The 20,053-nt window shown below is 71.1% G+C and carries 18 protein-coding genes and 1 pseudogene; 12 read left to right on the forward strand and 7 right to left on the reverse strand.

The features are described from left to right. Window positions 1–69 precede the first annotated feature (69 nt). On the forward strand, window positions 70–1,644 hold the full coding sequence (gene xseA / locus A5481_RS04080) for an exodeoxyribonuclease VII large subunit (protein ID WP_048433037.1): 1,575 nt from the start codon (window positions 70–72) through the stop codon (window positions 1,642–1,644). 140 nt (window positions 1,645–1,784) lie between these two features. Here the strand turns inward: xseA and A5481_RS04085 are convergent, their stop codons facing one another. After that, complete coding sequence (locus A5481_RS04085) at window positions 1,785–2,804, reverse strand: SMP-30/gluconolactonase/LRE family protein (protein ID WP_082984892.1); 1,020 nt, start codon at window positions 2,802–2,804, stop codon at window positions 1,785–1,787. Between the two features lie 144 nt (window positions 2,805–2,948). On the opposite strand from A5481_RS04085, the gene A5481_RS04090 reads away from it, so the two are divergent. Further along, window positions 2,949–3,173 (forward strand): hypothetical protein, encoded by a 225-nt coding sequence (locus A5481_RS04090; RefSeq protein ID WP_048436301.1) that lies wholly within the window; start codon window positions 2,949–2,951, stop codon window positions 3,171–3,173. 3 nt (window positions 3,174–3,176) lie between these two features. Here the strand turns inward: A5481_RS04090 and A5481_RS04095 are convergent, their stop codons facing one another. From A5481_RS04095 to A5481_RS04105, 3 genes and pseudogenes are all read right to left on the reverse strand, one after another. Beyond that, complete coding sequence (locus A5481_RS04095) at window positions 3,177–3,566, reverse strand: helix-turn-helix domain-containing protein (RefSeq protein WP_048436300.1); 390 nt, start codon at window positions 3,564–3,566, stop codon at window positions 3,177–3,179. Next, window positions 3,548–3,793: pseudogene (locus tag A5481_RS04100) on the reverse strand (BrnT family toxin); the annotation flags it as partial. The gene A5481_RS04095 and the pseudogene A5481_RS04100, both read right to left, overlap by 19 nt. A gap of 127 nt (window positions 3,794–3,920) precedes the next feature. Continuing rightward, a complete protein-coding gene (locus A5481_RS04105) occupies window positions 3,921–4,991 on the reverse strand; it encodes a malate/lactate/ureidoglycolate dehydrogenase (RefSeq protein ID WP_048436298.1) in 1,071 nt (356 codons plus the stop codon). A gap of 208 nt (window positions 4,992–5,199) precedes the next feature. Here A5481_RS04105 and A5481_RS04110 point away from each other — a divergent pair, with 208 nt between their 5' ends. The 6 genes from A5481_RS04110 (at window position 5,200) to A5481_RS04135 (ending at window position 13,137) form a co-directional block, all read left to right on the forward strand. Further along, the gene (locus tag A5481_RS04110; RefSeq protein WP_048436297.1) at window positions 5,200–6,360 is read left to right on the forward strand and encodes an ABC transporter substrate-binding protein; all 1,161 of its coding nucleotides are present in this window, start codon (window positions 5,200–5,202) and stop codon (window positions 6,358–6,360) included. A 108-nt stretch (window positions 6,361–6,468) separates the two neighbouring features. Next, window positions 6,469–7,344, forward strand: a complete 876-nt coding sequence (locus tag A5481_RS04115) for a branched-chain amino acid ABC transporter permease (RefSeq protein WP_048436304.1) — start codon at window positions 6,469–6,471, stop codon at window positions 7,342–7,344. Then, on the forward strand, window positions 7,341–9,170 hold the full coding sequence (locus A5481_RS04120) for a branched-chain amino acid ABC transporter ATP-binding protein/permease (RefSeq protein ID WP_082173419.1): 1,830 nt from the start codon (window positions 7,341–7,343) through the stop codon (window positions 9,168–9,170). Before A5481_RS04115 ends, A5481_RS04120 begins: the two co-directional genes overlap by 4 nt. Window positions 9,171–9,184: 14 nt before the next feature. Continuing rightward, complete coding sequence (locus A5481_RS04125) at window positions 9,185–9,928, forward strand: ABC transporter ATP-binding protein (RefSeq protein ID WP_048436296.1); 744 nt, start codon at window positions 9,185–9,187, stop codon at window positions 9,926–9,928. Between the two features lie 269 nt (window positions 9,929–10,197). Beyond that, window positions 10,198–11,751 carry a UxaA family hydrolase gene (locus A5481_RS04130; RefSeq protein ID WP_048432203.1) on the forward strand — a complete coding sequence of 518 codons (1,554 nt, stop codon included), beginning with the start codon at window positions 10,198–10,200 and terminating at the stop codon, window positions 11,749–11,751. Between the two features lie 84 nt (window positions 11,752–11,835). Next, the gene (locus A5481_RS04135; protein WP_048432202.1) at window positions 11,836–13,137 is read left to right on the forward strand and encodes an MFS transporter; all 1,302 of its coding nucleotides are present in this window, start codon (window positions 11,836–11,838) and stop codon (window positions 13,135–13,137) included. Window positions 13,138–13,279: 142 nt separating this feature from the next. Here A5481_RS04135 and A5481_RS34560 read toward each other — a convergent pair whose 3' ends face one another. Together A5481_RS34560 and A5481_RS33245 are read right to left on the reverse strand one after the other, a co-directional pair. After that, window positions 13,280–13,417: a hypothetical protein gene (locus tag A5481_RS34560; protein ID WP_167350027.1), complete on the reverse strand. Its 138-nt coding sequence runs from the start codon at window positions 13,415–13,417 to the stop codon at window positions 13,280–13,282. Window positions 13,418–13,565: 148 nt separating this feature from the next. Next, window positions 13,566–13,712, reverse strand: coding sequence for a hypothetical protein (locus A5481_RS33245; protein WP_156311708.1), 147 nt, complete (start codon window positions 13,710–13,712; stop codon window positions 13,566–13,568). 279 nt (window positions 13,713–13,991) lie between these two features. Between A5481_RS33245 and A5481_RS04140 the strand changes: the two genes are divergently transcribed. The 3 genes from A5481_RS04140 (at window position 13,992) to A5481_RS04150 (ending at window position 17,219) form a co-directional block, all read left to right on the forward strand. Next, the gene (locus A5481_RS04140) at window positions 13,992–15,431 is read left to right on the forward strand and encodes an amidase (protein ID WP_048432201.1); all 1,440 of its coding nucleotides are present in this window, start codon (window positions 13,992–13,994) and stop codon (window positions 15,429–15,431) included. 123 nt (window positions 15,432–15,554) lie between these two features. After that, entirely contained in the window at window positions 15,555–16,829 is a 1,275-nt protein-coding gene (locus A5481_RS04145; RefSeq protein WP_048432205.1) for a PQQ-dependent sugar dehydrogenase, read from the forward strand. 57 nt (window positions 16,830–16,886) lie between these two features. Beyond that, window positions 16,887–17,219, forward strand: a complete 333-nt coding sequence (locus A5481_RS04150) for a c-type cytochrome (RefSeq protein WP_048432200.1) — start codon at window positions 16,887–16,889, stop codon at window positions 17,217–17,219. A 235-nt stretch (window positions 17,220–17,454) separates the two neighbouring features. Here A5481_RS04150 and atzD read toward each other — a convergent pair whose 3' ends face one another. After that, complete coding sequence (gene atzD / locus A5481_RS04155) at window positions 17,455–18,570, reverse strand: cyanuric acid amidohydrolase (RefSeq protein ID WP_048432199.1); 1,116 nt, start codon at window positions 18,568–18,570, stop codon at window positions 17,455–17,457. Between the two features lie 248 nt (window positions 18,571–18,818). Here atzD and A5481_RS04160 point away from each other — a divergent pair, with 248 nt between their 5' ends. Continuing rightward, window positions 18,819–20,030 carry a glycosyltransferase family protein gene (locus tag A5481_RS04160; protein ID WP_048432198.1) on the forward strand — a complete coding sequence of 404 codons (1,212 nt, stop codon included), beginning with the start codon at window positions 18,819–18,821 and terminating at the stop codon, window positions 20,028–20,030. Window positions 20,031–20,053: the final 23 nt, after the last annotated feature.

Here is a 20,053-nt window from a genome sequence, read left to right on the forward strand (position 1 = left end):
ACACGGGTTTCCGCAAGGCGCAGGCCCCGGCCTTCCGCGGCGCTGCCCGAGCCGGTAGCCTCGTGCGCGATGTCGGCCTCCGCTCTCTCCGCCCCGATCGCCAACGTGCCCGAGTGGTCGGTCACCGAACTGGCGACCGCCCTCAAGCGCACCCTGGAGGATGCGTTCGGGCATGTGCGCCTCAAGGGCGAGATCTCGGGCTATCGCGGCCCGCACGGTTCCGGCCACGCCTATTTCAGCCTCAAGGACGGCGGCGCCAAGATCGACGCCGTGATCTGGAAGGGCACGATGCTGCGGCTGCGCCACAAGCCCAAGGAGGGTTTGGAGGTCGTGGTGACCGGGCGGATCACGACCTATCCGGGCAAGTCCGCCTACCAGATCGTGGTCGATTCGCTCGAGCCCGCCGGGGCCGGCGCCTGGATGGCGCTGCTGGAGGAGCGCCGGCGCACCCTCGCGGCGGAGGGGCTGTTCGACGCCGCCCGCAAGCGGCCGGTGCCGTACCTGCCTCGGGTCGTCGGCGTCGTCACCTCGCCGACCGGCGCGGTGATCCGCGACATCCTGCACCGCCTCGCCGACCGTTTCCCGCGCCCGGTCCTGGTCTGGCCGGTGCGGGTGCAGGGGGACGGCGCGGCCGAGGAGATCGCCGCGGCGATCCACGGCTTCAACGCGCTCGCGCCCGGCGGCGCGATCCCGCGGCCCGACGTGCTGATCGTCGCCCGCGGCGGCGGCTCGATCGAGGACCTGTGGTGCTTCAACGAGGAGATCGTGGTCCGGGCCGCCGCCGCGAGCACGATCCCGCTGATCTCCGCCGTCGGCCACGAGACCGACGTCACGCTGATCGACCACGCCGCCGACCGGCGCGCCCCGACCCCGACCGGCGCGGCCGAGATGGCGGTGCCGGTGCTGCACGAGCTGCTGGCCGACCTCGATTCGTTGGGCCGGCGCCATGCCGGGGCGCTCCTGCGCCTCGTCGAGCAGCGGCGGGGCGAGCTGCGCGGCCTCGCCCGCGCCCTGCCGGGGCCCGAGGCGCTGCTCGCCCAGAAACGCCAGCGCCTCGACCTCGCGGAGGCCCGCCTGGCGCCGGCGCTCGCCGGCAATGCCCGCGACGCGCAAGCCCGCCTCAACCGCGCGCTCCAGGGGCTCGCCCGCAATCCGCCCTCCTTGCGCCTGGCCCGGGCCCGCGAGCGCCTCGCGGCGATCGACCACCGCCCGCGCCACGCCCTGGAGCGGGTGCTGGCGGTGCAGGGCGAGCGGCTGAACGGGTTGTCGCGACGGCTCGACCGGGCGCCGGGCCAGGGACTCGAACGACTCGCCGGGCGGCTGTCGCGGGCGACCGCCCTGTTCGCCAGCCTCAATTACCGGTCGGTGCTGGCCCGCGGCTACGCCCTGGTGCTCGACGGCTCCGGCACGCCGGTCGGCTCGGCGGGGGCGGCACGGGCCGCGGGGCGCCTCACGGTCGAGTTCGCCGACGGGCGGGTGGCGGCTTCCGTCGACGGCGCGCCCGCACCCGGCACGCCGCCGGAGACACCGCCCGCGATGCCGCCGAAGCCGGCCCCGCGCCGGGCGGCCAGGCGCAAGGAACCGGCCACCGAGACGAAGGCGGCCGTGACGGGCGCCGTGCAGGGGTCGCTGTTCGAGATCTGACCGGGATCGACGACGCGCGGCCCTCGATCCCCTCCCCTCTGCCGTCCCGGGTGCCGGCCACGGCCTCGCGCGGGCCGATCCCTCCGAGCCGGACCGCCCTGCGCACGAGGGCCGTCGGGCCGAGGGCCGGCCCCTCGCCCTTACGGCACCATCGCCCCTTGCGTCTCCACGTACACCGCGTAGATCGAGGTGCTCGCCGCCATGAACAGCCGGTTCTTCTTCGGCCCGCCGAAGCAGAGGTTGGCGCAGGTCTCCGGCAGGTGGATCTTGCCGATCAGGTCGCCGGACGGCGTGTAGCAGCGCACCCCGTCCTCCTTCGGGTCGGCCCAGCCCATCGAGCACCAGACGTTGCCGTCGACGTCGGTGCGCACCCCGTCGGTGAAGCCCGGCGCGAAGCCCTCGGCGAAGACCCGGTCGCCGGTGAGGCGATCGCCCTCGACGGAGAAGGCGCGGATGTTGGCGCGCCCGCCATGGGTGAGGCCGCTGTCGACGACGTACAGGGTCTTCTCGTCGGGCGAGAAGGCGAGGCCGTTCGGGCGGTCGATCCCCTCCGCCGCCACCTTGGCCTGGCCGGTCGACGGATCGAGGCGGTAGACCCGGGTCGGCAGCTCCGCCTTGTCCTTGTGGCCCTCGTAGAACCCGTCGATGCCGTAGCCCGGATCGGTGAACCACACCGCGTTGTCGGAGGCCACCACCACGTCGTTGGGGGCGTTGAGCGGCTTGCCGTCGAACGTGTCGATCAGCACCGTGATCTTGCCGTCCGGCTCGGTGCGGGTCACCCGGCGGGTGTCGTGCTCGCAGGTGATGAGCCGGCCCTGGCGGTCGCGGGTGTTGCCGTTCGAGTAGCTGGAATTCGCCCGGTAGACGCTGACATGGCCGTTCTCGAGCCAGCGCATGATCCGGTTGTTCGGGATGTCGCTCCACAGGAGGTAGCCGCCGTCCCGGAAGTAGACCGGGCCTTCGGCCCAGCGGAAGCCGGTGGCGATGCGCTCGATGGCGGCGTTGCCGACCTTGTAGCGGAAGCGCTTGTCCAGCGCCTCGACCCGCGGGTCGGGATAGCGGGTGCCCGGCAGGTCGCCGAGGGGCAGCCGGTCGGCCCGCGCCGCGACCGTGGTCGCGGTCAGGGCGGCGGCGCCCGCGAGGACGTCACGTCGGTTCATCACTCGTCTCCTCCCGTCCGGTCTTCGCGCCGGACGGGGGGATTGTACGGAAGCGGGGCGCGGTGTCTCGTGATTTTCTGGCCGATGAGGCGATGGTGCCGCGGCCGGGAGCGCCATAGAATCGTTGGGACTGGAGACGGCGGAATGGCTCGCGATATGATCAAGCTTGGCGCGAACCGACAGGTTCACGCGCCACCGGGATCCATGCCCGACAGGGTCGAGGCCGGCATCAATCAGCCGAGTGGTGAGACGATCTTGCGCGAACGCCCGGACAACCTCTCCGTCCTCCTCGACATCATCGACAGCATGCCGGCCGACATGCTGTCCGATCTTCATGACGGCCTGCCGGATGAGTGTGACGATCTGTAACGCTCACCGCGATGGCGGTGAGCCGGCGGTCTCGTCGAGATCATCCGGCACGACGCCGGTGCCGAGCGCCGCGAAGGCAGCCTCCGGCTCTCGCGCTACGACGGTCAGCAGGGCGCGGGCCGGCGCATCCGGAACGGTACGGCCCTGCTCCCAGTTGCGGACCGTCGCCAGAGGGATGTGCAGCGCCTCCGCGAACTCCTTCTGCGTCAGGCCGAGACGGACCCGCACGTCTCGCGGACCCGGCACGACCCGCACGGCTTTCGGCTCGAGTTCGGGGTCAAAGCCGTCCTCCTCCTGATAGGCCCGGATATCCTCTTCGGTCGTTGCATCCAGTTTGACTTCGTCGACCTGGGGGCGGTGCAGAAGCGCCTGGCTCAGACTGAATTTCGCCATCGGGTACGCTCCTTCCTGTTCGAGGGCCAGGCGGTGATGATCCAGCGCACCGGCCCCCGATCCGTGTAGACGACGGTGTAGAACCTGCCCCCGACCTCACCGACCGCGATCATGCGAGGCTCGCCGTAGGCTTGGCGCAGGTCCTGCCACTCGACGGTCTGGCCGAGGAAGATCCCGACGGCGTCCTCGAAGCCGAAGCCGCGCTCTGCGCGCACCTTCTCGTTCTTCTCGTCGTGCCAGCTTCTCGTCGTGCCAGTCGAAAGCCAAGCGGCAAGGTAAGCTTACAGCGTACCAGCCGCAAGATGCCTATACGGGGAGGTTGCGGATTGGCGTTCGCGGGAGCGCAACTTCAGATCACTCCCGATACGCCTCCCCATCCAGCCCGAACGGCCTTCCCGCCGCCAGCAGCGTGTCCCAGACCGGATCCGGCAGCGGCACACCCTCCGCCAGGCGCTTGGCCCGCGTCCGCCGCTCCGGCTCGCCCGGCAGCAGCACCTCGCCCCCCGGCACCGGCCGCGCGCCCTTGAAGAAGTCGAGATAGGCGCGGGTCTCGCGCACCATCGCGTCCTCGGAGCCGAAGGCCTCCGGCGTCATGTAGAGCGACAGCATCCCGTTGCAGAACCGCCGCGCCCCCGGGCCCGCGGTGCCGGATCCGGTGAGCGCGCCGGCGAGCAATTCGCATAGCAGGGCGAGCCCCGAGCCCTTGTGCTCGCCGAAGGCCCGGATCGCACCGGCGCCCTTGAGGTTGTCGCGCTCCGGGCCGTCGAGGGGGCCGTAGAGCGTCGCGGGATCGCTCGACAGGCGCCCGTCGGGCTCGATCAGCACGCCCTCGGGCAGCGTCTTGCCCCCTTGCGAGGCGACCAGCACCTTGCCCTCGGCCACCGCGGACGTCGCGAAGTCGAGGATCACCGGCTCGGCGCCCTGGACGGGGAAGCCGGCCGCGAACGGCGCGGTCGAGAAGCGCCGGTCGACCGAGCCGAACGGCGCGACGAGGAGGCTGCCCGCCACGTTGACGAAATGCACCGAGACGAGGCCGGCGGCGGCCGCCTGCTCGGCCCACTCGCCGATGCGGCCGAGATGGCCGGCATGGCGCAGCGCCACGATGGCGACGCCGTTCTCCCGCGCCTTGCGGATGCCGAGTTCCGTCGCGAACGGACCGGCTGTCTGGCCGAAGCCGTAATGCGCGTCGATCAGCGCGAAGGCCGGGCCGTCGGTCACCACCTCGGGCGTCCGGTCGGCCTCGACCTCGCCCTCCTGCAGCCAGGCGACGTAGCGCGGCACCCGGATGACGCCGTGGCTGTCGTGCCCGGTCAGGTTGGCGGCGACGAGGTAGCGGCCGATCCGCTCGGCCTCGGCCTCCGAGCAGCCCGCGCGCGAAAAGATGTCCCGCACGTAGGCCGTCAGGCCGCTGGCTGAGATCTGCATGGAAATCCTCCCGGTTTCTTGGTTCTGGCGCGCGGGAGAATGGCCGCGCCGGCGCCCGCGGTCGAGGGCGTCCGGTGCAGATCTGCCCGGGCATTTTTAATCCCGGAGGAGGGACTGGGGGGATGGACATGGCAGCGCTGCCGGTGTCTCATCCCGCCCAAGGCCGGGCCTCGAAGCACCGGTCATTTCCCCTGGGAGGAACATGCCGATGAGGACGACGCGCCGCGTTTTCCTGAAGAGTGCGGCCACGGTCGCGGCTGCCGGCGTCGTCGCGCCGTCGATCATCCGCCCCGCGAGCGCCCAGGGCGGGACGGTGCGGATCGGCATGGTGCTGCCGGTCACCGGGCCCGGCGCCGATGCCGGCCGCTTCGCCCTCAACGGCGCCAAGATCGCGCTGGAAGCCGTCAACAAGGCCGGCGGCGTGCTCGGCAAGCCGATGGAGATCGTCACCGAGGACGACCAGACCACCAATCCGGGCGCGGTGCTGGCCTTCTCGAAGCTCGCCTCGCAACCCGATCTCGTGGCGTTCCTCGGCTCGATCCGCTCGACCCAGAACCACGCCATGGCGCCGGACATCCTGAAGACCGGAAAGCCCGTGGCCTTCGGCGGCACCGACCCGGTGCTGACCCAGCTCGGCAACCCCTGGCTGTTCCGCTTCCGCCCGAACGACAGCTTCTCGGCCCGCGTCATCGCCGAGTACGGCGTCGGCACGCTCGCCAAGAAGAAGTGGGCGATCATCCACTCGACCGACGCCTTCGGCACCAGCGGCGCCAAGGCGCTGACGGAGGCTCTCGGAAAGTCCGGCGCCACGGTGGCGCTCGACCAGGGCTATTCCAACCAGAGCCAGGACTTCACCCCGGTGGTGCTGGCGATCCGCCAGTCGGGCGCCGACGTGATCGGCTCCTACTTCACCTTCGAGAACGACCTCGGCATCTTCGCCCGCCAGCTGCGCCAGCTCGGCGTCCAGGCGCCCTGGGTCGGCTCGGCCTCGATCGTCAACGTCACGGCGCTCAAGCTCGCCGGTCCCTCGCTCTACAACACCTACGGGGTCGCGGACTACGCCGAGGAATCGAGCGACGCGGCGCGCAACTTCGGCAAGGCCTACCGGGCGGTGATGAAGATCCCGCCGGACAACCAGTCCTCCTGGACCTTCGACGCCGTGACGGTGCTGGCGAAGGCCATCAACGCCGCCGGCAAGATCGACCCGAAGGCGATCCGCGAGGCGCTCCTCGCCATCCGCGGCCACGAGGGGGCGGAAGGCACCTACAACTTCGACCAGAACGGCGACGGCCTGCACGGCTACAACGTGGTGCGCAACGACAAGGGCAACATCGTCTTCGACAAGCGCATCGACTTCTACAAGGGCTGACCTGTCGGACATCTCACCGGGACGGCGCTCGAGCCGTCCCGGCGCCGTTTCGGCCGCTGCCCGATGCGCGGCGGCGCGACCCTTTTCATCCGATCGGGGCGGGCCCGCATGGACCTCATCCTCCAGCTTCTGTTCACAGGCATCGGCATCGGCGCCGTCTACGCCCTCGTGGCGCTCGGCTTCGTGCTGATCTTCCGCGCCACCAACGTGGTGAACTTCGCGCAAGGCGAGTTCTCGATGGTCGCCGCCTTCCTGATGGTGGTCTTCGCCGTCGACCTGCAATGGCCGTACTGGCTGTCGTTCCTGCTCGCCATCGGCGGCATGGCGATGCTGGGCGCGCTGTTCAACCTCGGCGTCTACTATCCGTTGCGCCACCGCACCTACCTGCCGGTGATCATCTCGACCATCGGCGCCTCGATCTTCCTCGCCAACACCACGCTCGCCCTCTACGGGCCGCAGCCGCAGGTGCTGCCGCCGGTCTTCGAGACGCAAGGCTTCCTGGTCGGCCCGGTCTACCTCGACACCCAGTACCTCTTGATCATCGCCGTGACCGCGGTGCTGGTGGCGTTCCAGTACTGGTTCTTCGAGCACACCCTGATCGGCAAGAAGCTCCAGGCGACCTCGCAGGACAAGGAGATGGCGGCGCTCCTCGGCATCCCGGTCGCCGGGATGATCATGCTGACCTTCGTCTACAGCGCCGTGTTAGGGGGCATCGCCGGCATCCTGGTCGCGCCGGTGCTGTTCGTGTCGATCCAGATGGGCGCGACGATCGCGCTGAAGGCCTTCGCCGCCACCATCATCGGCGGCTTCGGCGACGTGACCGGGGCGATCATCGGCGGGCTGGCTCTCGGCATCATCGAGACCTTCGGCGCCGCCTACATCTCGGTCCCCTACAAGGACGCCTTCGCCTTCATCGTCCTCGTCGCCTTCCTGGCCCTGCGCCCGCAGGGCATCTTCGGCGAACGCATCGCGGAGAAAGCATGACCGGCTCCCCTCGCCCCGTCGCGGCGGACCCGGTGTCCGTGGCGCCCGCCCGCCGCTTTCCCGTCGGCACCCTCGCCTACGTCGCCCTGGTCGCGGTCGCGGTGTTCCTCGCCGCCACGACGCCGTTCAGCGGCTACGTGCTCAACATCCTGATGCAGGCCGCGACCTACGCCATCGCGGTCATCGGGCTCACCGTCGTGCTGGGCCTGTGCGGGCAGATCAACCTGGCGCAGGCCGCGTTCTTCGGCATCGGCGCCTACGCGGTCGGCCTCGGCACCGTCGATCTCGGGATCAGCTTCTGGCTCTGCCTGCCGATCGGCCTCGTCCTGGCCCTCGTCCTCGGCGCGGTGCTCGGCGCCTCGACGCTGCGCCTCGGCGGCCACTACCTCGCCATGGTGACGATCTCGTTCCAGCAGATCCTGACGCTGATCATGATCAACTGGATCCCGGTCACCCACGGGCCGGACGGCGTGCCGAACATCAAGCGCCCCGGCCTGTTCACCGACGGCCAGAGCTACCTCGCGCTCTGCGTCGTCGTGCTGGCGGCGGTGGCCTACGCGGTGTGGCGGATGCCGAAGACCCGCCTCGGCCGCGCCATGCGGGCGGTGCGCGACAACGAGCTGGCGGCCGGCGTCACCGGCATCGACATCTACCGCACCAAGGTCATGGCCTTCGCCATCGGGGCGCTGCTCGCGGGCTTAGGCGGCGGGCTGTTTGCCGGCAGCTTCACCTATATCAGCCCGGACCAGTTCTCCTTCGCCGAATCGGTGGTGTTCCTCACCATGGCGCTCCTCGGCGGCGTCGGCTCGCCGGTCGGCGCGGTGATCGGCACCGGCCTCCTGATCCTGATCCCGGAATGGCTGCGCTTCCTCAAGGAGATCCCTGGGCTCTACCTCGCGATCTACGGGCTCGCCGTGATCCTGATCGTGGTGTTCATGCCGGAGGGCATCTGGGGCTTCCTCGGCGACCAGGTGAAGCGCCTGCGGCCGCGCAAGGCCGCCGCCCCCCGGGCGCAAGACCTGACGCTGACGCAGGACGCAGGCATCGCCGCCCCGGTCATCGAGGTCGAGGGGCTGTCCAAGCACTTCGGCGGCCTGAAGGCGGTCGACGAGGTCAGCTTCACGGTGACCCGCGGCGGCATCCACGCGCTGATCGGCCCGAATGGATCGGGCAAGACCACGACGCTCAACGTGCTGTCGGGCCTCTACACCCCGACCGGCGGCCGGGTGCGGCTCAACGGGCGGGACATCACCCGCTTCGCGCCGCACCAGCGCGCGGGCGCGGGGCTCGGGCGGACGTTCCAGAACATCCGCCTGTTCCGCTCGATGAGCGCGCTCGAGAACGTGGTGATCGGCGCCGAGCGGCCGGGCAACGGCATCGTCGCCCAGACCCGTGCCTCGCTGGAGGCGCGGGCCCGCGCCGCCCTCGCCTTCGTCGGCCTGGAGGCCAGGGCCGACGAGCCGATCTCGTCCTTCTCCTACGGGCATCAGCGCCTGGTCGAGATCGCCCGGGCGCTGGCCGGCAACCCGGTGCTGCTCCTCCTCGACGAGCCGGCGGCGGGCCTCAACTCGTCGGAGAAGAACGCGCTCACCGTGCTCCTGCGCCGGATGGCGGCGAAGGGCCTGACCATCCTGATCATCGACCACGACATGACGCTGGTGAGCGACGTGGCGAGCCACATCACGGTGCTGAATTTCGGCCGGCGCATCGCCGACGGGGTCACCGCCACGGTGCTGCGCGAGCCGGCGGTGATCGAGGCCTATCTCGGCCAGGAAGCGTCCGATGGGCCGAATGTCGGCCTCAAGACCGACCTCGCGACGGCTTAGAACGGGAGACACGGATGGCACTCCTGGAAATCCGCGACCTGACCGTGCGCTACGGCGAGATCGAGGCCGTGCGCGGCATCTCGTTCTCGGTCGAGCCCGGCGAGGTCGTGACGCTGCTGGGCTCCAACGGGGCCGGCAAGTCGACGACGCTCAAGACCGTCTCCGGCCTGGTGAAGCCGGCTGGCGGCGAGGTGCTGTTCGAGGGCAAGTCCCTCCTCGGGCTCAACCCCGAGGAGATCGTGCGCCGCGGCGTGGCGCATGTGCCGGAGGGGCGCCGGGTCTTCCCGGGCCTCACGGTGCGCGAGAACATCATGCTCGGCGCCTCGAACCGGAAGGGTCTCTCGACCCGCCAGATCAAGGACGAGGCGGAGGGCATGTTCGAGCTCTTCCCCGACATCCGCCGCTTCGGCGACGCGCTCGGCTGGACGCTCTCGGGCGGCCAGCTCCAGATGGTGGCCCTCGCCCGCGGGCTGATGGCGAAGCCCCGCATCCTGCTCCTCGACGAGCCGTCGCTCGGCCTCGCCCCGGTGATCGTCCAGGCGGTGTTCGCGATCATCGCCGAGGTGCGCCGGCGCGGCACCACCGTGCTCCTCGTCGAGCAGAACGCCCGCATGGGCCTCTCGGTCGCCGATCGCGGCTACGTGCTGGAGACCGGCAAGCTCGTGCTCAGCGGCGCGCCGCAGGAGCTGTGGGCCAACGACGACATCCGGGCGGCTTACTTGGGCGGGCGGGCCAAGGCGGAGGCCTTGGCGCATTGAGCCTGTCCTGCTGAAAAGGAGGGCGCGGGTCCCCCCTCTCCCGTGTGGGAGAGGGGATGGGGGTGAGGGTGACACGCTTCAGCGTGAACCTCTGAGCGTAGTGCTGGCAGCGGAACGGTCGGATCTAGACTCAGAACCGTAGCACCCTCACCCCTACCCCTCTCCCACACGGGAGAGGGGATCCCGCGCTCTATGACACGCGAAACGCAGAATGGCCCGACGGACCCCACGGCCGTATGATGGCTCTTCAGACTCACAAGGTCCCGCCCATGTCCGCCCCCACCCCGCTTCACCCCACCAACCCCCGCATCGTGCGCCTCAGCCACGAGGACAACGTCGTGGTGGCGGTGGATCCGATCGTGCCCGGCGCAACCGTGGAGGGCGTGACCGCCTCGGCCCGCGTCCCGCGGGGCCACAAATTCGCGGTCGTGCCGATCGCCGAGGGCGCGCCGATCCGCAAGTTCGGCCAGATCATCGGATTCGCCAGCCGCGCCATCGCGCCGGGCGAGTGGGTGCACGAGCACAATGTCGGCTTAGGCGAAGCCAAGGGCGATTTCGCCCGCGACTACCGCTTCTGCGAGGAGGCGAGGCCCGTCGCGATGGTGCCGGAGACGCAGCGCGCCACCTTCGAGGGCTACCGCCGGGCCGACGGCAAGGTCGGCACCCGCAACTATGTCGGCGTGCTCACCTCGGTGAACTGCTCGGCGACCGTCGCCCGCTTCATCGCCGAGGAGGCGCGCCGCTCTGGCCTCCTCGACCAGTTCCCCGGCATCGACGGCATCATCCCGCTCACCCACGGCACCGGCTGCGGCTACGACATCCAGGGCGAGGGCGCCGACATCCTCAAGCGCACGCTGTGGGGCTACGCCGCCAACCCGAACATGGGCGGCGTGATCATGGTCGGCCTCGGCTGCGAGGGCCTGCAGATCGACCGCTGGAAGCGCGCCTACGGCATCGAGGAGAGCGAGACCTTCCGCAGCTTCACCATCCAGGATACCGGCGGCACGCGGCGCACCATCGAGGCCGGCGTCGCGGCGCTCCGCGAGATGCTGCCCTCCGTCGCGAAGGCGAAGCGCGAGACCGTGCCGGCCTCCGAGCTGATGCTGGCGCTCCAATGCGGCGGCTCGGACGGGTATTCGGGCATCACGGCGAACCCGGCGCTCGGCGCCGCGGTCGACCGGTTGGTGGCCGAGGGCGGCACCGCGATCCTGTCCGAGACGCCGGAGATCTACGGCGCCGAGCACCTGCTGACGGCGCGCGCCGCGACCCCCGAGATCGGCCACAAGCTCGTCGAGATGATCCACTGGTGGGAGGCCTACACCGCCCGCAACGGCGGCGAGATGAACAACAACCCCTCCCCCGGCAACAAGGCCGGCGGCCTCACCACCATCCTGGAGAAGTCGCTCGGGGCCACAGCCAAGGGCGGCACCATGACGCTCGCGGGCGTCTACCGCTACGCCGAGCCGGTGACGGCGAAGGGCTTCGTCTACATGGACACCCCCGGCTTCGATCCGGTGGCGGCGACCGGCCAGGTCGCGGGCGGGGCCAACGTGCTCTGCTTCACCACCGGCCGCGGCTCGGCCTATGGCTGCAAGCCGACCCCGTCGATCAAGCTCGCCACCAACAGCGAGATGTACCGGCGGATGCAGGACGACATGGACATCGATTGCGGCGACGTGCTCGACGGCGTCTCGATCGAGGAGAAGGGCCGGCAGATCTTCGAGACGGTCCTGCGCGTGGCGTCGGGCGAGCGCACCAAGTCCGAGGGCTTCGGCTACGGCGACGCCGAATTCGTGCCGTGGCAGATCGGGGCGGTGATGTAGCCGGCGCGATATGGCGGCGGCGGCCGAACCGTTCTAAGGGGCGCTCCGGGGCACAAGGACAAGAACGCCCCGGAGGACACCACGATGACACCGGATGTGAGCAGCGGGCAGGATCTCACCCGCCGCCAATGGAAGATGACGCTGCTCGCGAGCCTGGGCGGCGGGCTCGAGTACTACGACTTCATCGTCTACGGGATCTTCGCCAAGGACATCGCCGCCGCCTTCTTCCCGGCGAGCGATCCGGTCGCGGCCCTGACCCTGTCGCTGGCGGTGTTCGCGGTCGGCTACCTCGCCCGGCCGCTGGGCGGGCTGGTCCTGAGCCATTTCGGCGACCGCTACGGCCGCAAGACCGTGTTCGTCGTCACCGTCTTCACCATGTCGGCCTGCACGCTGGGCATGGGCCTGGTGCCGGCTTATGCCTCCTGGGGCGTATGGGCGACGCTGCTCCTCGTGACCTTGCGCTTCGTGCAGGGGCTCTGCATCGGCGGCGAGTTGCCCGGTGCGATCACGTTCGTGGTCGAGACCGCGTCGCGCCGCCCGGGGCTCGCCTGCGGCATCGTCTTCTGCCTCGTCAACGGCGGCGTGCTGCTGGCGGCGCTGGTCAATCTCGGCCTGCAAACCTTCCTGCCGCCGGCGGCGATGGCCGAGTACGGCTGGCGCATCGCGTTCCTGTTCGGCGGGGTGGTCGGGCTCGTGAGCTTCGTGCTGCGGCGCTCGCTTGAGGAGACGCCCGAGTTCCTGCGCCTCCAGCACCGCGCCGCCCGCAGCCCGATCGTCGAGGTGCTGCGCCATCACCGCCGCGAGGTGCTCATCGGCATCGGCATCGTGGCGCTGACGGCGGGCTTCAACGGCATCCTGTTCGCCCACATGCCGGCCTACCTGATCCAGGTGCTCAAGTACCCGCCGAAGACCGTGGCGATGGCGATGAACGTCGCGCTGTTCGCCATGTCCGCCTCGCTGCTCTTCGCCTCGTTCTTCGCCGACCGGGTGCCGCCGCGCCGGCTGATGCAGGCTTCCGCGCTGATCATCCTGATCGGCGTGATCCCGGCCTACGGGATGCTGGCGCGGGGCGACGCCGACCTGTTCCTGGTGCTGCCGCTCCTCACCATGGCGGTGGCCGGGGCCAACGGCAGCTTCGCCTTCCTGCTCGCCGGCCTGTTCCCGACCCGGGTGCGGTTCAGCGGCGTCGCGCTGTCGCTCAATGTCGGCTTCACGCTCTTGAGCGGCCTCGGGCCCCTCGCCGCCAACGCGCTGATCGGCGCCACCGGCTGGACGGCGGCGCCCGGGCTCATCATCGCGGCCTCGGCGCTGATCGGCCTCGTGGTCGCGAGCCGGCTCTCGGACCGGCCGACGACTCTTGCCGAGCCTGTACCGGTTTCGGGCTGAGTGTCGTTGCCGGGCCGCCCCGTTTCGGGGCGGTCCGGCTCGAGCAGCGCTGCGGCGCAACGCAGTGATGGCGCGGGCCGTATGCTCGCGAGACATCGGCTCCGCGTCGACCAGGGGCGTCCCCGACCGCGACTGGACGTCGTCAGCGCTCCGGATGCCGCTCGCGCCAGCGCGGGCCGGGTCCGCGCATGTAGTGCAATTCGGGCCGATAGGGGTCGGTGAGCTCCGCGACGAGGTCCCGCCAACGCTGGGTGAGGCGTCCGACGAAAGCCATCAGCATGGAACCGTCCTCCTGCGCGCGATCGATTCGCCAGCGAGCCAGGCAGGGATCGTGCCGGGCGAATCTTGCGAAACTCTTGCGTGGCGAAAATCTTGCCGGGCAGGCTGGTCCGGGGTTTTGGCGAGAGTGCGACGGCGGCGTGGAGAGCTCAGGGCAGGATCCCGGCGAGCGTGAGCCCGCCGGCGGCGATCACCGCCAGGATCACGCCCCAGAGGTCGAGGGGCATCGCGGCCCACCAGGCGGTGCTCTCGGCCCGCGGCAGCGGGGCGTCCGGTGCCTGTGCGACGTGGCGCATGGATTGTCTCCCTCGGACGGGTTCGCATCCTCCGGGCGCCCGTCTCGTGCGGGCGTCCCTGCCTCATCCTACAGCGCAGGGCCTGCCCTCGCAGCAGGAAGGACGAAAAACGGTCAGGCACCGGCGCTCAAAGATGCGCCGGTGCCGCGCCTCTGCCCGCGGCCTGGGCAGCGACGGCGGGCGGACGGCGCGGCGACGGACCCGAGCCCTGCGCCGGACGCGCTTGTTGCGCCGCCCGCCCCCGTGCTCCGCTGTCGGGACGTTGTCCAGGACCGAGCCATGCCCCCTTCCGATCTCGTCATGATGCGTGCCACCGATCTCGCGCGGGCGATCCGCGACCGGGCGGTGTCGGCCCGGGAGGTGATGCAGGCCCATCTCGACCAGATCGCCCGCCACAACCCGGCGGTGACCGCGATCGTCTCGCTGCGCGATCCCGCCCTGCTCCTTGCCGAGGCCGACGAGGCCGACCGCGAGTTGAAGGAGCGCGGTCCGCGCGGCCCCCTGCACGGGCTGCCGCACGCGGTGAAGGACCTCTCGGCCACCGCCGGCATCCGCACCACGCAGGGCTCGCCGCTGTTTCGCGACACCGTACCGGAGGCCGACGCGATCCACGTCGAGCGCCTGAGGAGCGCCGGCGCGATCCTGATCGGCAAGACCAACGTGCCGGAATTCGGCCTCGGCTCGCACAGCACCAACCCGGTCTTCGGCGTGACGCGCAACGCCTACGACCCGGCGAAGTCCGGCGGCGGCTCGAGCGGCGGCGCCGGGGTGGCGCTGGCCCTGCGGATGGTGCCGCTCGCCGACGGCAGCGACCATGGCGGCTCGCTGCGCAACCCCGCCGCCTGGAACAACGTGCTGGGCCTGCGCCCCGCCGCCGGCCGGGTGCCGGGCAACGCCGACGAGGTCTTCATGCCCCAGCTCGGCGTGATCGGGCCGATGGCGCGCAACGCCGCCGATCTCGGCCTGCTGCTCTCGGTCCAGGCCGGGTACGACCCGCGCACCCCGAACGCGATCCGCCAGGACCCCGCCGCCTTCGCGGCGATCCGGCCGCGGGCGCTGAAGGGCCTGCGCATCGGCTGGATCGGCGATTTCGGCGGTCATCTGCCGTTCGAGCCCGGCGTGCTCGACCTGTGCGAGGCCGGCCTGAAGACTTTCGCCGACCACGGCGCCGTCGTCGAGCCGGTGCGGCCGGCCTTCGACCCGGAGGCGATCTGGCGTGCCTGGGTGACCTTGCGCCACGGGCTCACGGGGGCCGGCCTCGCCGCCCATTGGCGCGATCCGGAGAAGCGCGCGCAGATGAAGCCGGAAGCGGTCTGGGAGGTCGAGCAGGGGATGACGCTCACCGCCTTCGACCTGCACGCCGCCAGCGTCACCCGGACCGGCTGGTACCAGTGCGTGCGCGGGCTGTTCGCGCGCTTCGACCTGCTGGCGCTGCCCTCGGCCCAGGTCTTCCCGTTCGACGCCGACGAGACCTGGCCGCGCCACGTCGCCGGTCGCGCGATGGACAGCTATCACCGCTGGATGGAGGTGGTGGTGCCCGGCACGATGTCCGGCTGCCCGGTCGTCAGCCTGCCGGTCGGCTTCAATGCCGACGGCCTGCCCATGGGCCTCCAGCTCATCGCCCCGAACCAGGCCGAGGCGGACCTGCTCGGCGTCGCGGCGGCCTGGGAGGCCGCGACCGGGTTCGACCGCATCCTGCCGCCGGCCCTGCGCGCCTGAAACGGTCCGCTCCGAACGGGATAGGCTGACTGCGCTGCTTGCCGCTGGCCGGGCCTGACGGCATACATGGCGGGCAACAAGGTCGGCCACGCCTCAAGCGGCCGGCACCCGGAGGAGACCCTGATGAAGCCATTCCTGATGGCGGCGCTCGCCGCCAGCGTGTCCTTCACCGGCGCTGCGCTCGCCCAGGACACGACCGCCGGCGACACCAAGGCCAAGGTCGACAACCTGGAGAAGCTCGGCAGCTTCAAGCAGACCGGCGTCGCCGAGCCGGCGCCGATCCCGCAGACCGGCCGGCGCGCCGACGCGATCAACCGCACCCTGCAGAAGATCAAGGTGCCGGACGGCTTCAAGATCGAGCTCTACGCCGTGGTGCCGGATGCCCGCGCCATGGCGGTCGGCCCGAATGCCGGCGTGGTCTTCGTCGGCACCCGCAAGTCCAAGATGTACACGGTCACCGACCGCGACAAGGACCGCGTCGCCGACGAGGTCAAGGTCTACGCCCCCGGCGTCGACTTCAAGATCCCGAACGGCGTCTGCTTCTCCCGCGACGGCGTGCTGACCGTGGTGGAGCAGAACCGGGTGCTGGCCTTCCCGGCGGCCGAGTTCTTCTACGAGGGCACGGACGGCCCGGCGGTCGTCGTGGTCAAGCAGGGCGAGCTGATCCCGCCGGCGGAAGAGAGCTACAACCACACCGCCCGGATGTGCCGCATCGGGCCGGACGGCAAGCTCTACGTCTCGCTCGGCCAGCCCTACAACGTGCCGCCGAAGGACAAGGCCGAGCTCTACGCCAAGACCGGCATCGGCGGCATCATCCGCATGGACGCCGACGGCAAGAACCGCGAGGTCTACGCCACCGGCATCCGCAACTCGGTCGGCATGGACTTCGCGACCGACAAGACCCTGTGGTTCACCGACAACCAGGTCGACGGCATGGGCGACGACCAGCCGCCGGGCGAGCTGAACCAGATCACCAAGCCGGGCCAGAATTTCGGCTTCCCGTGGTACGGCGGCGGCGGCGTCCGCACGGTCGAGTACAAGGACGACAAGGTCCCGGCCGACGTCGTGCCGCCGAAGGCGGAACTCCCGCCCCACGCCGCCGATCTCGGCATGATCGTCTACAAGGGCAAGCAGTTCCCGGAGAAGTACCGCGGCGGCATCTTCACCGCCGAGCACGGCTCCTGGAATCGCACCACGCCGATCGGCGCCAGGGTGATGTACGTGCCGGTCAACAAGGACGGCACCGCCGGCAAACCCGAGCCCTTCGCCGAGGGCTGGCTGACCGAGGGCGGTGAGTATCTCGGCCGCCCGGTCGACGTCGCGACCCTGCCGGACGGCTCGCTGCTCGTCTCCGACGACACGGCCGGCGCGATCTACCGCATCTCCTACGAGAAGTAGGTCTTTCCGGAGCGGGGCGGTCCGCGGGCCGCCCCCTCTTCCCCTCAGGAGACGCCCATGACCCGCACCCTCGCCCTCCTGATGCTGCTGGCCGCCACGGTTCCGGCCGCCACCGCGCCGGCGGCGGCGGGGGACGCCAAGGCCGGAAGGGCGAAGGCCGTCGGCTGCCAGGCCTGCCACGGCCTCGACGGTCTCTCGAAGCTGCCCGATGCGCCGAACCTCGCCGGCCAGGTCGAGCCCTACCTCGTCAAGGCGCTCACCGAGTTCCGCAACGGGACGCGCAAGAACGAGGTGATGTCGGTGGCGGCAGCCGACCTGTCGGATGCCGATATCGCGAATCTGGCGGCATATTACAGCGGGATCCAGATCGACGTGATCCCGCCGGGGTGAACTATTTCCGGTGACAATATTTTACTGATGCGCGCTCACGTCGACCACTCCCCCTCGTCGTCCTGGGGCTCGGCGCAGCCGAGAACCCGGGATCCTTAGCCGCTGATGGTCGAGGATCGGGCGGAGAGGGTTTCCGCTTCATCCCGCATCGTCGGCGGCATCGATCCCGGGTTCGGCTCCGCGGCCGCGGGAAGACGATGGAGGGTGCGAGACCGACCTTCCTCGTCGCACGGGTTCATCCCGCCGCCGCGATCACCGCCACCGGCCCACCGCCATCCGGCCCCTGGTGCTCCGCTCCCCCCGAGACGAACAGGTCCGTCCGCCCGATCGCCGCTGCGGCCACACCCCCGACCAGCGCCCGGGCGTGCCGGGTGGCGTTGATGTCGCTGTCGTCGTTCATGATGTGGCGATGCCCTCGGATCAGGCCGTTGCCCGAGGGCTCGGCCTTGGCGAGCAGGGCGACGACGCGCGAGGCCTCCTCCGGCGCGAGCTGGCCGGCGACGGGGAAGCCGAGATCGGCGAGCGCCTCCTGGATCGCCGGCAGGTCGATGCCGTCGCGCATGACCCGGTGGGCGATCCGCAGCGGGCCGCTCCAGCCCGGGGCATTGCCGAGCACGATGACCTCGTTGCGCATCAGCTCGATTCCCGCCGAGGCGCTGGCGCGGCCGGAATAGAGGTCGGACCGGACGCCGATGACGTCGTCGTCGAGCGCCGATTCATCGATCTCGCCCAGCGCCAGCCCTATCCCGAGGGCCGAGGCGCCGCGGGACAGGCCCATCGATGCGTAGGTGTCGTGGGTGGCGACGTTCCGGCCGCGGGCGGTCGCTTCCCGGATGCGGGCACTGGTAAGGAGCGGGCACTTCACCTGGACGAAGTGCACGTCGGCGATGTCCTCGAGGCCCGCCGCCGCCAGGGCGCGTTCGACGGCGGAAGCGGTGGCCCGGACCTGCGCCATGCGGCCGATCTCCTCCGGCGCGAAGTCGTCCGTGAAGGCGGTGCCGACCGCGAGAGCGCGTCTCTCCGCGGCCCTTGCCTCCCCGGCCGGTCCCTCGCGCCGGGCGAGGATCAGCAGGTGGGGCGAGAGCCCGCCCTCGGTGCCGCCGGACATCACCAGGGCGACCCGGGCGCCGACCTCCGCCGGCGAGAGCCCGAGCCGCGCGCCCAAGGCCGCCTCCAGGGCCATCACGGCGAGCGGCCGGGTGAAATCGTTGACGCAGCCATTGCCTTCGGTCTTGCCGAACACCGCGACGATCTCCTCCGGGGCGACGGCACCGGAAGCGATCAGGGCGTCGAGCCCCGAGACGTCGGCGGGATGCCGGGTCCGGACGCGGAAGACGAGGCACTCGGGCATGTCGGCGGACTCACGGACGGTTCGAGAGGCGCGCACCTTGCAAATCCGTCGCCAACCCGGACGGCGATGCCGCCCGATCACAAGCCTGGCCATAACTGCGAGAGCCCGGGTAGCCGGGCCGGGGGCGGATGCGCTAGTCTGGCCTCCCGCGCCCGGGAGGTCCGCAACCCGATGCCGATGCCGTTGAGCCGCTCCCGGCCCGCCGTGTCCGCACGGGCCTCCCTCCCCCGGATCGTCCGGTCCACCGGATGAGCTTCGCCTCGCCCGGGCCCGGCGGTTCTCCGCAGCGGGTGCTGATCTACTCGCACGACACGTTCGGGCTCGGCCACCTGCGCCGGTCGCGGGCGATCGCCCACGCCCTGGTGGCGGAGGCGCCGGAGCGGCGGGTGGTGATCCTGTCGGGCTCGCCGGTGAGCCACGCCTTCCGCTTCGCCCCCGGGGTGACCTGCCGGCGGCTGCCGGGAGTGACCAAGCTTGCCAGCGGCGAGTATCGCAGCCTCGGCGCCGGCCACCACCTCGACGAGGTCGTGGCGACCCGCGCCGCCCTGATCCGCCACGTCGCCGAGCGCTTCGACCCCGACCTGTTCCTCGTCGACAAGGAGCCGGCGGGCTTCCACGGCGAGGTGCTGCCGACGCTCCACCGCCTCAAGGCGCGGGGCTGCCGGCTGGTCCTCGGCCTGCGCGACGTGCTCGACGATCCGGACCTGCTGGCGCCCGAATGGGAGCGCAAGGGCGCGCTCGCGGTGCTGCCGCTCTACGATTCGCTCTGGGTCTACGGCCTGGAGCAGATCTACGCGCCCCTCGACGGGCTGGCGCTGCCGACCGGCATCGCGGACCGCCTGACCTATACCGGCTACCTGCGGCGCGAGGCGCCGGCCGCCGCGGCCGAGGACGAGGCGGCGGAGGAGCCGTTCCTCCTCGTCACCCCGGGCGGCGGTGGCGACGGGGTCGAGCTCGTCGAGGCGGTGGTGCGGGCCTACGAGGCGCATGCCCTCGAGCACCGCGCCCTGGTGGTGTTCGGGCCGTTCTTCCCCGCCGCCGAGCAGGAGCGTCTGCGCGCCCGCATCGCCGCGCATCCGCGGCTCGCCTCCCTCGATTTCGACGCGCGGCTGGAGCGGCTGATGCGCCGGGCCGCCGGCGTGGTGGCGATGGGGGGCTACAACACCTTCTGCGAGATCCTGTCCTTCGATCGCCCCGGCCTGATCCTGCCCCGGGTGCGGCCCCGGCGCGAGCAGCTCATCCGCGCCCGCGCCGCCGCCCGGCTCGGCCTCGTCGGCGTGATCGAGCCGGGCGCGGAGACCGACGCGGTGCCCGAGACCGCCCGCATGGCCGCGGCGCTCGATGCCCTGCCGCGCCGGCCGTCCCCCTCGGCCCGGCCGATCCCCGGCCTCCTCGACGGACTGCCGGCGATCCGCCGCCTCGCCGTCACCGCCGACGCGGCCTGCGTCGCCGCCGAGTAAGCCTTCGCACCAAGCCCCGACCG

Origin of the sequence: Methylobacterium platani, assembly GCF_001653715.1 — a bacterium.
Taxonomy (GTDB): domain Bacteria; phylum Pseudomonadota; class Alphaproteobacteria; order Rhizobiales; family Beijerinckiaceae; genus Methylobacterium; species Methylobacterium platani.